A 14,227-nucleotide genomic window follows, 5' to 3' on the forward strand; every position below is an offset into this window, starting at 1 on the left:
TTTCTCGGTCATCATGACCTTCCCCGCCGATCCTCATCGGCGTGTCGGGCCAGTTACACCAATTCCCGGACAGTCCCGGACGTTCGGCCTCGGGGCCCGCGCCTTCGAGTACGAATGGGTAGTCTTCATACGCTGCGATCGGGAATGAGTTCCCGTGCTTAACTCGATCCTCGCTTTGTGACGCGCTGATTTCCTGATTTCATCGGTGCATCGAGGTTAGGGAGCTGATCTCCGATCGTTTTGTCGTCGCAGAAGAGCGTGCCGAGTCGAGTCGACGGCCGTCGCCCGTCGTTGATGGACGACTCCAGTAGGGCGGGGGGAAGACGGCGCCGACTTGAAGCTGCCCGCGGTGACGTCGGTGGCGTTGACGAGTCGGTATCGCAGATCCTGAGCCGGCGTGTTGTCGAGCGCCCGGTCGGCCACGAATTGCCGGGATAGGTTGGCCACGTCGTGGCCCTCATGGCGGGCCTGCTCCATGATGGTGGCCAGCGCGGGCCAGTCGGGCGCGGCCAGAAGTCGTGAGTCGAGCTCGCGTGCGAGGGGAGCCCAGCGTTCGTGCGCGGGTCGTTGGTCGGCCCGTTGCATGCGAGTGCGCGCGTCGATGACCTTGTCCAGTTGAGCCGCCGCGGTCTTGGCGGGGTCGCTGTTCCATGCCTGGGCGCCGAGCAGCAGGTCTTGGTCTGTGATCGCGGTGCCGACCGCGAGTCTGGAGGCGACTGCGACGGCGTCATTAAGCCAGAACCGTGAGGGTCGGGCTGCGATGACTCGGGCGGCTTCGGCGGGGGCCCTGTCTGGGGGGAGGTTGGTGAGTCGCTCCTCCACTAGGGCGTTGGCCAGTGGTGCTGCGTGGCGGAGGGCGTCACGGAGTACCGCGGGTCCGCAGAGCGTGAGCGTGTCGGCGGGGTCGTGCCCGTCGGGGAAGCGGGTGTGTCCGGGGTCGAGCCCGTGTTGGACGAGCAGCCAGTAGTCGCGTTCGGCGGCGACTTGTCCGGGTAGGTCGGCGTCGGTGGCCACGATGAGCCACGGGTCGTACTCGGCTTGTGCGTCGTCGGTGGGCGACGTATCGGTGGCGCCGCTCTCGTGGAGAGTGGCGAGCTGCCGGGCCTGCTCCTGGGTGAGTGTGGTGCCAAGCGGCGCGACCCCGACATACTGCCTGTTGGTGGCGAGGGTGATGGCGATGGCGTCCATAGGGCCTTCGACCAACACTGGTCGAGAGCCGGCGGCGAGGAATTCGTACCCGGCGGCATACAGCTGGGCGCCCTTGTGGAACAGCACGGTCTGGGGAGTGTTGAGGTATTTCGGGCCCGCCTGGTCCTGGTCGGTCCGGTCGGGGTGGCGGCGTCCGACGAACCCGAGCACCTCGCCGTGGTGGACGATCGGCAGCACGACGCGGTCGCGGAACCGGTCGATGAGCCGGCCGGTGCGCGCGGTGCTGGCTACCCCGGCGGCCAGCATCTCCTGTTTGCTGACGCCGCGTCGGCGCAGGTGACCAACCAGGTGGGTCCAGCCTGCTGGGGCGTATCCGGGGTGGAGGCGCGGGTCGCGAGCCAGGTCGGTGCCGAACCGCGCGGTGAGGTGGTCCGCGCCCCAGGACCCGGGCAGGCAGGCTTCGTAGAAGGACAGGGTCATCGCGTTGATGGCGGCGATCCGCTCGGGGCTGACCGGGCTGAGGTCCATCTCGACGGCCCTGTCGAGCATCTGGTTGATCTCGGTATCGGAAGGCTCGAGAGGGCCCAAGGTGTCCCGGACCAGCGCGGCCAGCTGGAGTTGCTGCGCGGCGGAGTCGTGGTCGTTCGGCCGGACGGGGGAGGTGTCCTCGAGCTCGAAGGGTGGCTCCAGGCATTCGACAGGGGACAGGACGCCCGGGTCGGGCCCGAACGTGACGGTCTCGGGGGAGTCGGCAGAGACCTCCAGCTCGTTCCACATGTCCGGGGTGGCGGCGTCCGGGTCGGCGTAGTCGTACTCGTCCGGGACGGGGTTCAGGAGAAGGGAGACCCGCCAGGTGAGGGCTTGGCAGGTGTCGTCGCCGGGGTCGAGGTGGATGCCCTGGCCAAGAAGCCCGTGGAGTGTCCAGCCGCGGGCGAGGGCTTGGTCGACGGCCGCGACCAGGCTCGGCCACGACGGGCTGGCCTGCACCTGCATGGCTTGGTGTTCGCCGAGCAAGTGGGGAAGCTGTGGGGTCCAGGCCGTGGCAAGGGCATGGTCGTGACCGACCCGTTCGGCGACGGCGGGCGACAGGCAGGCATTGATCCGCCACCACAGCGCGGCCGCGGCATGGTCGTCGGGCAGTGGCCCCGGTGCCGCGGCGCGGCGTAGGACCGCGGGAGCGTCGACGCCACACCGCGCCATTGCGGCCAGGCGTTCGGCCAGGACCGTGGCGAACGGGTCGCGCGCGGCGGACGCGGCGACCTTTGCGATCGGTCCCGCCCATTCGTCCATGGCAGGCAGCTGCCCGCCGGTGAGGCGCTGGTTGAGGCGGTGCTGCCAGGTCGCTTCGGCCTTCTGCAGCTGTGCTGGCCCGGTGGGGCGCCGGTCGGCGGGGTCGACGAGCGTCGCGGCCCGCCAGACGGCGACGTCCCCGAGCGCCTCCGGGTCGGGCCGGGCACTGGTGCGCGCGATCCAGGCCGGCACGTCTTCTGCCGCGGCTGCGTTCTGGTGGACCTGCCGGGACAGTGCGGTGACCTTCGCGGCGCGCCCGGTCAGGTAGGGACCCCAGGTCGCGTGCTCGCGCAGGGATGCGGGGATGCCGGGGACCCACGGCAGCGGTCCCGCACTGGTCCCGCGCAGGCCCGTGTCGTCCAGGCGCCAGTCCAGCACGGCGGCAGTGTCGGCGGCGCTGTCCAGCTCGCGCGCCTGTGCAGCTGCTCGGAGTTGCACGAGGGGGTCGGCGCCGTGGCATCCGGTCAACAGCAGATGGGCACGCAGTGCCGACCAAGCGGGTTGCTCGGTCAGTCCCGGCCAGACCTTGTCTGCCTGACGGTCCAGGGCCGCGACCTTCGCGGGTCCGAGGAGGTCTTCTGCCGCGACGTACAGGGCGTCGTGGTAGCGCTGGGCGGCCTGGCCGAGCAGGGTTGCGGGGTCGGCCTGTTCGCGTAGCAGGGTGGTGGCGGAGCGGGGTGCGTCGTCGCGGGCGAGAATGTTCTCCAGCAGGTCGGTGGGGGTGGCGGGGTGGTTCATCTCCGGGCGGATGACGCTGTGCGGGTCGCCGTCGCCCGCGACCTGCAGGTAGACGTGGTTGGCGTGCTTGCCGCGGGTGAGCATGGTGTAGAGCTGCTGGCGCGACTGGTCGCCGGTGGCCAGGCCGTGCATGGTGTCGACCGACACGCCTTGGGCGGCGTGGACGGTGGTGGCGTAGCCCAATTCGACGGACTCGGTCACGTAACCGGCGGGGAGGGTGACGGTGTGGCCGTGCCGGGTGTGCTGGACCTGCAGGCCGCCGTTGTTGGTGAGGGCCAGGACGGTCCAGCGGTCGCCGTTCTTGACCCAGTCGCTGGCGGTGACGCGCAGCCGTCGGTCGTTGGCGCGGGTGATGACCAGCTCGCCGATGCTGGCCTGGTTGCCGTCCGCCAACGTGACGACGGGTGTGGCCGCCGCGTCGGTGGTGCCGGCGAGCCGGTGCGCGCGGGCGCGCTGGTTGAGCTGGCTGACCAGGTCGCGGGTGGGGGCCAGCATGATCGAGTCGAGCCCGTTGCCGCGGTCGGCCTGCCAGGCCGTGAAGACGTCCTGGGTCAGGGTGGACAGGTCTCCGACGTGGACCCGGTGGTGGTCGAGGTAGAAACCGAGGGCCTCGGTTCTCCCGTCGCGCAGGGCCAGTGAGGCGGCTGCTTCGGCGGGGTCGGCGAACCGGACCAGTTCGGTGAGTCGGTTCGCGCCGTGGGTGGTTTGGATGTCGCGCAGCACGCCGCCGGCGCCGATCGCGGCCAGCTGCTGGTCGTCGCCGATCAGCCGGACACTTCCGCCCTTGCCCAGGACGTACTGGACGGCAGCGTCCAGGGAGGGCGTGTCGGCCATGCCGGCCTCGTCGATGATGACCAGGCATTCCGGTCCGATCTGTGCTGCCCATTCGGGCAGGTCACCCGCGGCGAGGGAGTGGGTGAGCTTGGCGAGGGTGTCGGTGCTGACCTGGATCTGGTCGCGCAGCGCGGCGGCCGCGGCCGCCGATGGCGCGAGGCCAAGGACGTGGCCGCCGCCCTCGATCCAAGCGCCGGCCAGGGCGCGCATGGCGGTGGTCTTGCCCGCCCCGGCGGGAGCGATCGCCAGCTGCAACCGGGCACCCGAGGTGGTCATGTCGGCCACCAACGCGGCCTGCCCGGCGTTCAGCGTGGCCCCGTTCGCGGTCTGTTCGAGCAGGGCCAGACTGACCGCGTCCTGGTCGACAACGCGGCCGCCGGCAAGGCCTGCGGCGTCGACCAGGCGCTGCTCGGCGGCCAGGATCCGGGCGGAGGTGAACAGGGCGGCGCCGGCCACGGTGTAGACGCTGGCGCCGTCTTGGCGGCGTAGCTGCGGCGGCTCGACCACGTCGGTCTCGGGCCGGGCCAGCGAGGTCGACAGTTCGGGGCTGAGCGCGTCGGCCACCACTTGGTCGATCACCTCATTCATGATGTTGGGGGAGGGTCCGCTCGCGCGGATCTGGCGCTGCGTCTCGGCGCGCACGTGCCAGAACTGCCAGGTGGAACGCCGTGACTCCAGCTCGTTGATGACGGTGCGTGCGACTTCGCTGGCGTCCACGGCCCGGTCCGGTAGCAGCTGGTGCCGCCCACTGGGACGCAGCGCGGCCTGAACCATCGAGTCCACCCCGCCCCGGCCCCCCAGCGTGTCTTCGGCCTGCTCCCGCCAGCTGGCGCGCTGCTGGTCCAGGGTGCGCGGTTCGTGCTTGGCCTCGCGGGTCTCCAACGTGGCTTGCTGGGCCAGCTGCACCTGCTCGATCGGGGTCGGCGGGCGCCCGTGGTGACGCTGAAAGTCGGTGGCCAGGTCGCTGCGCCGTTCCTCGATGCTGGCTCGCCGGGCCGACCACCGCTGGTTCAGGGCGGGGTCGACGCCGACGATCTCGCGCACCGGCCGCTTGCGTGGATCAGCGCCTTCGCGGTCGGCGAACGACACGCCCAGGTCGCGGTGCAGGTGGCGCTCCAGCGCGGTGTTGTAGGTCTCAGACGCGGCGACGGTGGCCTTGAACAGCACCCGCCCGTCGATCGCCAGCCACTTGCCGCCGAGGGTCTGCACTTTGTTGGCCACAGCCACGTGGGTGTGCAGGTCCGGGTCGCCGGCCCGGCTGTCCCGGTGGGTGAACGCGTTCGCAACCAGGCCGCGGACGTCGACCTGGCGCACCCCGTTCGTCCCCTCGCGGGTGAACAGGGCATGCCGCTCGAGGAACTCCAGCGCGTCCTTCACGGCAGCCTGGTGCGCCTCCTCGATCCGGGCGGCAGTGGCCGGGTCGGCCACCGCCCACAGGGTCGAGACGCTCTTGACCGGGCTGAAGGTCAGGTCGTAGCCGGCGACCGCGGTCGTCTTCGGTCGGGAGTGTTTCGCGATCGTCCCGGCCAGCTCCCGAGCGTCCGCTGGTTCGCGGCCGTGCTCGGCGATGAATAACTCGCGGGCCACCTCGGTGCGCACCCGGGCCCGGTCCTCGGCCGGCACCGGGTAGTCCGCCGGCAGTCCCTTGGCCTCGTTGAGTGCCTCGATCCGCTTCGCGACCTCGAGCCGGTAGGCGGACACGTCGCTGGCGTAGACCTTGTACGGCTGCCCCAGCCGGGTCACGGCCCGGTAGTCCTGATCGGTCAGGTCCGGGCCCGCCAGCCGCTCCCGGCGTTCGTGGGCGAGTGGGTGGTGACCGGACCCGAACAGGGCCTGCATCTGCTCCGCGGTGACCACGTCCCCGGCCGCCAGGCCGTCGATCCCGGCCATCCCCGAACCCACCCACACCCCCGGGCTCTCGCCCTTCTCTGTGTAATAGGACGCCAACCCGGTGTGGCCCTTGTCGGTGGCATCCAACGCCGCGACCTGCCGGGTCAGGTAGTCATACCCCGACCCCGCGGTCAGCTTGTGGAGACTCATCGTCACGCCTCCACAAGGGCCCACGGTGGGGGCTGGTGATCATTAGTTGAAGATTCAACTACCGAGCATGCAAGAGGTGTGTCGGACTTGGGGTTTGGCGTTTTCGGTGGGGGTGCGCGGGCGTTGTTGTTGTTGGCGGCGTCCGGTCGGCGGTGATCACTGGGCGGGCCTACATGCCTTGGGGAGGTGAACGCCTTCGATGTGAGCGAGGTGACGGTGGATATGGACAAGCAGTCGATTAAGCAGCGGGCGCGCCGGACGGCGCTGGATGCGCAGGCGAAACGGCGTGCTCGCCATGCCGAGCGTGAGAAGCGGCTGGAGCGCCTGGCGGTGCAGGTGTTGGTGGCGGTCCGTGAGCGGGATGAACAGGTCTCGCTGATCGAGCGTCGCGCCGGGGACGCGCTGGCCCAGATGAGCAGCGAGGGGCTGGCGGTGCGCGATCTGGTGGAGTGGTGCGGTGATGAGCTGTCTGCCCGCGAGGTGTCCCGGTTGCGGCGGCTGGCGAAGTCGCACCCCCGCGACCCGGACGAGCGACAGGTTGCCGATCGCGCCGAAACGGATGAGTCGCCGGCCGGACGCTCCGTGACGCGGGCCGGGTGACGGCCTGCACGATCCACGGCTGGGTCATCGGTTCGCCAACCGGGTCGTGATGAGCCGGTCACGATCTGGGTGACCGCCGGGGAGCCGATCGCGTTGATTCCGGCGATCGCCGCGGAGGTCGATCGGGTCACCCGGGACTGGGATGCGGCGGGGCGCGGCCGGGTGCGCGCGGCGCTGGAGCATCTGGAGGTCAATGTGGCCGGCGGTGTGCCGGGGGTCGTCTCGGTGGAGGCAACCTGGCACGGAGACCCTGCAGCGCAACCCTCAGCCGTCCAGGGCTCGACGCGTGAGTTTGAGGACCTGGTGGTGGCGGCGTCGGCTGCGGCCGGCGAGCGTGGCCGGCGGGGAGTGGTGCTGCTGGTCGACGAGATCCAGGCCGCCGACCCGGGCGGGCTGCGGACCCTGTCCTACGCGTGGCAGCACTTCCAGTCCGAACGGCCCGATCTGCCGGCGGCCATCCTGGCGGCCGGCCTGCCCGACAGCGTTGCCCGGATCAACCAGGCGGTCAGCAACTCGGAGCGGTTCGCCTACCGGAAACTGGACGACCTGCCGCACGACGCCGCGCTGATGGCCTTGGCCTCACCAGCGGCCCGGTTCGGCGTGACCTGGGACGACGCCGCACTGGAGGCGGCCGTCGAGTACGCCGCCGGGTATCCGCACACGCTGCAACTGGTCGGCGACAACACCTGGCGGCAGGCGGGGCTGCCCGACCCGGGCGCCAGACTGACCAGCGCGCAGCTCGGCCTGGCACTGGCGGCCGTGGAGGAAGACATCGAGGAGCTGTTCACCGCCCGGCTGTCAAAGGTGACCAATCCCAATGACATTCGTCTCGTGCGGGCCCTGGCGAGCTTGGGTGATGGACCGGCACGGCGAGCTGACTTGGCGGCCGCCATGGGAGTGGAGTCCGACGCCCTGGGTGTTCCTCGAGCCCGGCTGCGTGGCGCGGGCATCATCACCGACACGGCGCACGGCTACCTGGCCTTCACGGTTCCCGGCTTCGCCCGGCACGTGCGCCGACACTTCGGCGTCGACGCTGCGGGCGAGGACCGCGGGCGCGACCGGCCGTAGCCCCGCCGGGGGCACCTCCAACCCAGCGCGCAACCGCCCACGGCGCGCAGGCGACCACTGCAGGTCGGGCCGGCGTCCGAGAGCGTTCGGGCGCGCTGCCCGCTGCGTGCCTCCCGTAGACAGCACGGGTGCCGCCGCTCGTCCGCTGGCCGCGCCCCGGCTGTGCATTACGGCTCTGCACCCCTTGCAAGGACGGTCCGACCCTTCCCGCGCCGGGTCGTCAGAAGCCCGCACGTGCCGGGCCACGGACGGATCCGCCCGCGACTGATGATCACCAGCACCTCGCGAACTGCCTTGTGGGGGTGGCCGAGAGGAGCTGCCGTGACCGAGCAACGGAGAGTCACCGGGACGTACGAGGTGGCGGTCTACGTCCCGCTGCTCCGTGAGGTACGTCCGCACGACGCGGTGGTCGTCCCACCGGATGCGACCGGGCGGGGCCTGCCGGTGGCACGCACTGACCTCGGCGACACGGACGCCGAACGCGCCGGTGCGGCCGCGAGTCCCGCGGACACCTACCGCCGGCATGGGGCCGGGCGCGCGATCCCCTCCACGGGTTCCGGTCGGCCGCCGGCCACGGGATGGACCGAATCGAGCCCGCCATGACTCCTCAGCCTTCCGACCTCGGTGGCGGCACTCCGCCGCTCCCCGACCCTCTGGCCGAGGTGGCCCGCCGGTTGATCACTGCACACCGGCAGGTGTCCGCCGCACAGACCGCCATGGACTGCACCCGCAGCGCCCTCACCCGTCTTGACCACCGGATGCTGGAGGTGGAAGCCGCCTCGGCCAAAGCGCACGCCGCGACCGGTCCCGAACAGGCCGCGGGACACGTCGCTCACGTCCGTGAGCAGCTGACTAGGGTCGGCCGATGCGCCCAGGTGATCCTTCCGGACGCCCGGATGATCCGGGACCAACTGGACCGCGCGCGGTCCACCATGGTCGCTGCCCGGGGCTTCTTGCAACAGGTTCTGGTGGTCACGACCTCAACCGCGCCCGGGACCTCGGGTGGCTACAGGGCCGCCTCGAGGGCCTGGCTGGCGTGCTCGAGGTGAGCGCCCCGACCGCCGCCGCGGTCGCCAGCCACGTGAACGCGGCGGTGCGGCATGCCTTCACGCCGAGTCTGGAGGGCACCCAGGACGCGGTCCGCGCCGGCCAGTTCGTGATGCTGACCCAGGAGGCAATGACGCGAGCGGACTCGGCGGTGCGGGCCGTGGAGGGGCTGCTGGAACGCGCCGGAACCGGCCTCGGAGTGGCCGCGACGGCGGCCACGCGCGAGCGGGACCGTGGGATCCCGTCGGCTCTGGAAGCGGTGGACTACGAGCCCCCGCCTGCGGCGCCCCACAGTTTCGGCGCGATCCAGGAGAAGCGCACGCCCCCTCATGCGGGCGTGCCGGGGCCAGGACAAGCTGCTCAGAGGTGATCGCCCCGTCCGGTCGGGCGGCGGCCGCCGGGGTGCCCGACTGCTCCCGCCATCTCAGGATTCTCTGTCGTCGCTGTCGTCGCTGTCGCCGCCTTGCCCGCCGAACGGGTGGGCTTCCACGAACTCGCGAGTCTCCGCGTACATCTGCTCCAGGAACTTTTCGAACATGAGGCGTTCCACCCTCCACTGCCCGCGTCCCCCCAGTTTGATCGCCGGCAGCGTGCCGTGGCGCACCAGGGCGTAGGCCTGCGAGGTCGTCGTGGACAGTTCCTCGGCCACCTCGTCCAACGTGATGAATCGCGGTTCGCCTGAGTTCGCCATGGGTTGCCTTCACTGCTCGATGTTCTACGACGTTTGACTCGGCCACCCTGCCACAGGGAGGGGATCGCGACGACCTCGTCCGCAGGCCTGACTGGCGAGGCCGCTCATCGTTTACTGGCCGGTGATCACACCGGACAGGATCCGTGCCTATGCCCTGGGAAGGTACCCGAGGAATGGAGGACCGGTGAGTGACACAGGATTGGGCGAGGCGCGCGCACGTGGCCTGGAGATCCCAGCCGAGATCCGGTCCGAGGATGTCGCCATCCAAGACGCGCGCCAGGAGCGTGAGCGCTCGGCCGCTGTCACAGCGTCGAACATGAGCAGGTGGAGGCGCGCGTCGGGCGGGGGCTCCACCTACCGCCACCTTGCGCCACGGCACTGAACCCGGCGCCCGTTCAACCCACCAGCGGGGCGGCCCCGCCGGTGCCCGGCGGGTGGGGTTCGGTGAGGTGGCCCCAGATCAGGCGGGGAGCTGCATGGGCCGCCGGCGCTGTGATTGTCCCATCTTGCAGCCGGTGGGCGCGAGCCAGGACGCGAGAGGTGGGCCGACCACGGGTCAGGAAGGCGGCGAGCTCGGGTCCGAGACCGGCGGCGAGGACGATCGTGTCGGCCTCGGCCTCGGCCGCGCGGTCCGCCCGCTTTTCGCACCATGGCACCAGGTAGGACAGCGCCACGACCGCGGCGGCCGCCACCCCGAACAGGGCCAGGCCTCCGGCGGTGGTTTGGATCAGGGCCACCACGCCGAGCAGCGCGCGGATCCGCCAGGCCAGCCGGGTCAGGGGCAGCCCCCCGCCGATGCGGCCGACCGCCCGGGCGATCTGCTCCAGGACGCGCCAGGGCAGCATCCAGAACTCCGTCGCGACGTTGAACCGGGTCTGCCCGAGCCGGATCCGCCCGATGGCATGCGCCAGCAGGGCCGCCGTGGTCTCGGGCCGGACGGCCCCCCGGGCGCACGATGCGGCCAGTCCTTCGGAGATCAGGACCGTGCGCCGCCCGATCGCGCCGGCCAGGACTTGAGGGGATCGCCGGCGCACCAGCAGGTCGACCGTCGGCGGCAGCAGGCCACGCTGCCCGAGCAGGGTGAGCGCCGGGCCCAGCGCGGCCAGCTCGTGTTGGGTCGGCTCTCGGGCGCCCAGCAGCAGCCGCACCGCCGGCCCCTCGGCCCGCCCGGCCAGCAGGACGCCCATCAGGACCGGGCCAGCGACGAACAGTCCCCACGCCGGGCCCTTCGGTAGCAGGGCACCGACCATGCAGGTGGCCACGGTGCTGATCAGCATGCCGACCCCGGTTGGCAGCCGCCCGAACATCCGCAAACGCGTGGGCATCGGGCCTACCTGCCTTCCCGCACCACCGGTGCAGCCGTCTCGATCCCCGCCGGGGTGATCACCAGCAGCGTGGGTGCGCCCTTGGGGGGTGTGACAGCAAGTCTGGCCCCTACCGCGGACACCGCGACGACGTTATCCACAGGCCGCCGCGGGCGCTGGAGCGCTGGGGACGGCGCAGGGCGTGATGGGACCAGGTTAACCAGGACCGAACAAGGAGCCCGTGATGACGCCCACCACGACACCGGCCCAGGAGACCATCGCCGCGATCGCTCGGCTGCTGCATCACGCGGCGCGGCGGGCCGCCCGCGACGCTGCCGCCGACGGGCCCGGGTCCGTGCTGCAGCTGCGCAGTCTGGGCATCCTGCTCGCGGCGTACGACGCCGCGGACCTGGTGCCCGAACACCTGGACCCCTACTGGCCCGCACCACCACAGTCCGACGTGACTGAGCTGCTCCTGGCCGCGGAACACCTGGCCAGGCAGGTCCCTGCCACCCAGGCGACTGCCGGGTTCGCGGTCGTCGTCGTGGCCCTAGGCGGCCTGCTGCGGGAGATGACGTCATGAGGACCGTCCGGGACCCGCGCAGCGTCGGGGAGCTGCTGATGGACGCCGACGCCCAGGCTCGGCAGCTGCTCATGCACACCGGCGGCGATGACGCGCCGGCTCTGATGCGCACCTGGGGAGAGGTCGTGCAGAACGCCAGCGACCTGTGGGCGGCCTTCCCCCGTGAACTCCTGAGCGGCCCGGACGCCGGATCGACCATGCGTCGGCTGGAGGCGATGAGCCAGACCCTGCACCATGCCCAGCTGCGGCAGATCTGGCCGGGACCCGGCCCCAGCCACGAGCGGCTCCTGGCGATCGCCGACAACCTGGCCAGGGCCACCGAGCTGGTCGACCGGTACCGCGGCGAGGTCCGGCCCACCACTCCAGCGGTCCGGGCCGACCTGGCTGCCGCGCGCATGCGGGTCATGCACACCCTGTATGTCGGCTCCCACGCCGTCGGTGTGGCCGTCCAGCAGCACCACCGCGACCTCCAAGACACATTCGGCAAGAAGGGGTCGCCCAAGCAGCAATTTGGGATCTCCCGGAACAGCCGCCAGCACGCTGCCCGACAAGCCGCCGCCCGGCGGGCGGCCGACCACCTGGCCGCCTTCGAGCAGCTGGCCGGGGCAGTGATCGGTCGCCGCTTCGGTGACGTGCTGGCCGGCGAGCACCAGACGCCGGCTTCGGACACCAGCCGACTGGGCCAGGCCGTGGCCAGCCTGGATATTCAGAGCCACCGCGTCCTGGCTGCGACACCGATGGCGGCGAACCTGCACCTGAGCGCCGCCACCCAGGCTGGAATGGCCCATGCGGGGCTCGTCATCCTCGCGGCAGCCAGCAGCACCGGGCAGCTCGACCCGTCCCACCGGGCGCGCCTGGTGCCTGCCCTCGAGTCGTCCGGGCAGGCGTGGCACCGCCTCGCCGACCAGTGGGCGGACATGCTCGCCCCCGGGGACCGCGCGGATCCGAGCCTGAGACGAGCGGCAGGCGAGATGCGAGCCGCCGTCTACGAGGTCGCCATGGACAAGACCGGCTGGGCCACAGCAGAGGTCATCTCCCAGCGGGTCGACCTGGCCGAGGCCGCAGCCACGGTGCAGATGGCCGTGGCGGCCGCGGTCGAGGCGGCCGGCGTGCACCAGGATGTCGCCGTCCGGGACCAGAGCCTCACCGGGCCGGCGCGCACGATGGCCGCCAGGACGCGCGAACTCGACGGCGCCGACCGGCAGCTGCCATGGGTGAACCCGGCAGACCTGCACGCGAACCGAGTCGTGGCCCTGCCCGCCCCGCTGCGGCAAGAACTCGTCGCGGCCACAGATCACCTGGTCGACATTACCCGGAAGGCCCTGTCGGCCGGCAGCGTGCTCAACCACGCTGGCTGTCCATCGCCGGCCGGGACTGAGTCCCCTCGGCGGCTGCCACAGGAACGGCAACGGCAACATCCGCCATCCACTCTCATGCCGTCGCGCACTGGACCCCAGCGATGAAGGAGCTCACTGAGCTTGCCCACGCCGCCCTGGCGATGGGCATCGCGGGCTGCCTCGGGCGCGACGCCAGACCCACGCTTCATTCTCCAAATTTCCAGACGAGGAACCGCGGTTCATCCGTTCAACGCACCGTCCGCCGGGTCGGGTGCGCCGCGGCCGCGGCGCCGCCTCTGCGTCGCGTCTTGCTATTGACGAGGCCAGCACCCGGGTCCGACCACCAGGCCCACCAGGAAGCTGATGTCCACGCCGCCGGCGACGCCGCTCCACAGCCCGGTGTAGAAGGGCGGCGCGGACGAGAACAGGATCCCGACGGTTGAGCCCAATACCCCGCGATCCCACGGCGCGCCAGTTCCATCCGTGCGGGAACCAGTGCCGGCCACCGTGCTGACCGCGCGTGAACACCTGCAGGTCGTCGGCGAAGTAGGTGCCGCGCCGGTAGAAGTAGCCGACTGCCATGACCACGACCCACGGGACGACGGTCTCCAGCAACACCACCAGGGCCGCATTGATGGCCGGGACCGCGTCCCAGACGAAGGTGCCGAGGTAGACCAGCAGGAGCATGACCACCGCGATCGTGAGAGTCGATTGCCTGCGACTGAGTTTCGGGATGATAGACGAGGTGTCCAGGTCCGTGCCGTAGAGCCCGATGACTCCCTGCCCGACCCGGAGACCAGGCCGATGGCGATCAGGACGGGCACATACCACAGCGGCGCATGGGCCACGAGAGCCGTCACGAAGTCGCGGTCGTCGGAGGCGAAGCTGGTGGCGAAGTAGGCGCCGAACAGGACCGGGACGCACATGCCCACGTAGCCGCCGAGGAACGTCGCTGCGATGAGGCTGGGTCCGCGGTGCCGGTCCGGGTTGTTGTAACGCGTCCAGTCGCCGATGAACGGCCCGTAGGACAAGATCGTCGAGGTGACCACCAGCGCGCTCGCGATCCAAGTGGGCCAGAAGGAGCCGAACGCGTAGTTGCCGCCGGCGTATCCGGGGTCGAACTTGGAGCCGAAGGCGATCAGCCCGATCAACAAGACCACGGTCACCAAGGGCATCATGATTCGCTGCTGGAGCCGCAGGACCAGGTGCACGCCGTGCAGGACCACCCCGAGGACGATGACGAAGATGACCGCGTAGCCCACCGCGCGCTGAGCGGAGGAGACCTCACCGCCCAGGGCCCGCGCGACGCCACCGGCCAACGCGTCCCCGCTGGTCCAGATGGTCAGTGCCCCGAACAGGAGCGCGGAGAACAACGCCAGGGCGGACCCGATGAACCGGCCCGCGATCCCGAAGTGTGCACCGCTGGACACGGCGTTGTTCGCCCCGGTCTTCGGGCCGAACAGGCCCATCGGCGCAAGCACGGCGGCGCCGACGAAACCGCCGACCAGGGGATCGCTGCACCGATTCATACACTTGAGACGGGAAC

General features: G+C 71.0%; 11 protein-coding genes and 1 pseudogene. 7 read left to right on the top strand and 5 right to left on the bottom strand.

The window, feature by feature from the left end:
- Positions 1 to 216: 216 nt before the first annotated feature.
- Positions 217 to 6,051 carry a MobF family relaxase gene (gene mobF / locus FCN22_RS13235; RefSeq protein WP_137122034.1) on the bottom strand — a complete coding sequence of 1,945 codons (5,835 nt, stop codon included), beginning with the start codon at positions 6,049 to 6,051 and terminating at the stop codon, positions 217 to 219.
- A 186-nt stretch (positions 6,052 to 6,237) separates the two neighbouring features.
- On the opposite strand from mobF, the gene FCN22_RS13240 reads away from it, so the two are divergent.
- The 5 genes from FCN22_RS13240 to FCN22_RS13260 all read left to right on the top strand — a co-directional run bounded on the left by FCN22_RS13240 (position 6,238) and on the right by FCN22_RS13260 (position 9,136).
- A complete protein-coding gene (locus FCN22_RS13240) occupies positions 6,238 to 6,651 on the top strand; it encodes a hypothetical protein (protein WP_137122035.1) in 414 nt (137 codons plus the stop codon).
- Positions 6,652 to 6,720: 69 nt separating this feature from the next.
- A complete protein-coding gene (locus tag FCN22_RS13245; RefSeq protein ID WP_137122036.1) occupies positions 6,721 to 7,719 on the top strand; it encodes a DUF8462 domain-containing protein in 999 nt (332 codons plus the stop codon).
- A 321-nt stretch (positions 7,720 to 8,040) separates the two neighbouring features.
- Positions 8,041 to 8,322: a hypothetical protein gene (locus FCN22_RS13250; protein WP_137122037.1), complete on the top strand. Its 282-nt coding sequence runs from the start codon at positions 8,041 to 8,043 to the stop codon at positions 8,320 to 8,322.
- Positions 8,319 to 8,768: a hypothetical protein gene (locus FCN22_RS13255; RefSeq protein WP_137122038.1), complete on the top strand. Its 450-nt coding sequence runs from the start codon at positions 8,319 to 8,321 to the stop codon at positions 8,766 to 8,768. The genes FCN22_RS13250 and FCN22_RS13255 overlap by 4 nt, the downstream gene beginning before the upstream one ends.
- A complete protein-coding gene (locus FCN22_RS13260; RefSeq protein WP_137122039.1) occupies positions 8,765 to 9,136 on the top strand; it encodes a hypothetical protein in 372 nt (123 codons plus the stop codon). The genes FCN22_RS13255 and FCN22_RS13260 overlap by 4 nt, the downstream gene beginning before the upstream one ends.
- A gap of 54 nt (positions 9,137 to 9,190) precedes the next feature.
- Here FCN22_RS13260 and FCN22_RS13265 read toward each other — a convergent pair whose 3' ends face one another.
- Entirely contained in the window at positions 9,191 to 9,457 is a 267-nt protein-coding gene (locus FCN22_RS13265; protein ID WP_137122040.1) for a helix-turn-helix transcriptional regulator, read from the bottom strand.
- Positions 9,458 to 9,852: 395 nt separating this feature from the next.
- Positions 9,853 to 10,782: a hypothetical protein gene (locus FCN22_RS13270; protein ID WP_137122041.1), complete on the bottom strand. Its 930-nt coding sequence runs from the start codon at positions 10,780 to 10,782 to the stop codon at positions 9,853 to 9,855.
- A 223-nt stretch (positions 10,783 to 11,005) separates the two neighbouring features.
- Between FCN22_RS13270 and FCN22_RS13275 the strand changes: the two genes are divergently transcribed.
- Together FCN22_RS13275 and FCN22_RS13280 are read left to right on the top strand one after the other, a co-directional pair.
- A complete protein-coding gene (locus FCN22_RS13275) occupies positions 11,006 to 11,344 on the top strand; it encodes a hypothetical protein (RefSeq protein WP_137122042.1) in 339 nt (112 codons plus the stop codon).
- Entirely contained in the window at positions 11,341 to 12,807 is a 1,467-nt protein-coding gene (locus FCN22_RS13280; RefSeq protein WP_137122043.1) for a hypothetical protein, read from the top strand. Before FCN22_RS13275 ends, FCN22_RS13280 begins: the two co-directional genes overlap by 4 nt.
- 6 nt (positions 12,808 to 12,813) lie before the next feature.
- Here the strand turns inward: FCN22_RS13280 and FCN22_RS22830 are convergent, their stop codons facing one another.
- Together FCN22_RS22830 and FCN22_RS22835 are read right to left on the bottom strand one after the other, a co-directional pair.
- Positions 12,814 to 13,605, bottom strand: a complete 792-nt coding sequence (locus FCN22_RS22830; protein WP_373681316.1) for a cytosine permease — start codon at positions 13,603 to 13,605, stop codon at positions 12,814 to 12,816.
- A pseudogene (locus FCN22_RS22835) lies at positions 13,503 to 14,210 on the bottom strand (cytosine permease); the annotation flags it as partial. The pseudogene FCN22_RS22835 and the gene FCN22_RS22830, both read right to left, overlap by 103 nt.
- Positions 14,211 to 14,227: the final 17 nt, after the last annotated feature.

Source organism: Segeticoccus rhizosphaerae, from assembly GCF_005222685.1.
Taxonomy (GTDB): Bacteria; Actinomycetota; Actinomycetes; order Actinomycetales; family Dermatophilaceae; genus Segeticoccus; species Segeticoccus rhizosphaerae.

Excerpts from the sequence above, each read along its gene's own strand:
- mobF (WP_137122034.1), bottom strand. The coding sequence starts at position 6,051 with ATGAGTCTCCACAAGCTGACCGCGGGGTCGGGGTATGACTACCTGACC.
- FCN22_RS13255 (WP_137122038.1), top strand. The coding sequence starts at position 8,319 with ATGACTCCTCAGCCTTCCGACCTCGGTGGCGGCACTCCGCCGCTCCCC.
- FCN22_RS13265 (WP_137122040.1), bottom strand. The coding sequence starts at position 9,457 with ATGGCGAACTCAGGCGAACCGCGATTCATCACGTTGGACGAGGTGGCC.
- FCN22_RS13270 (WP_137122041.1), bottom strand. The coding sequence starts at position 10,782 with ATGCCCACGCGTTTGCGGATGTTCGGGCGGCTGCCAACCGGGGTCGGC.
- FCN22_RS13275 (WP_137122042.1), top strand. The coding sequence starts at position 11,006 with ATGACGCCCACCACGACACCGGCCCAGGAGACCATCGCCGCGATCGCT.
- FCN22_RS13280 (WP_137122043.1), top strand. The coding sequence starts at position 11,341 with ATGAGGACCGTCCGGGACCCGCGCAGCGTCGGGGAGCTGCTGATGGAC.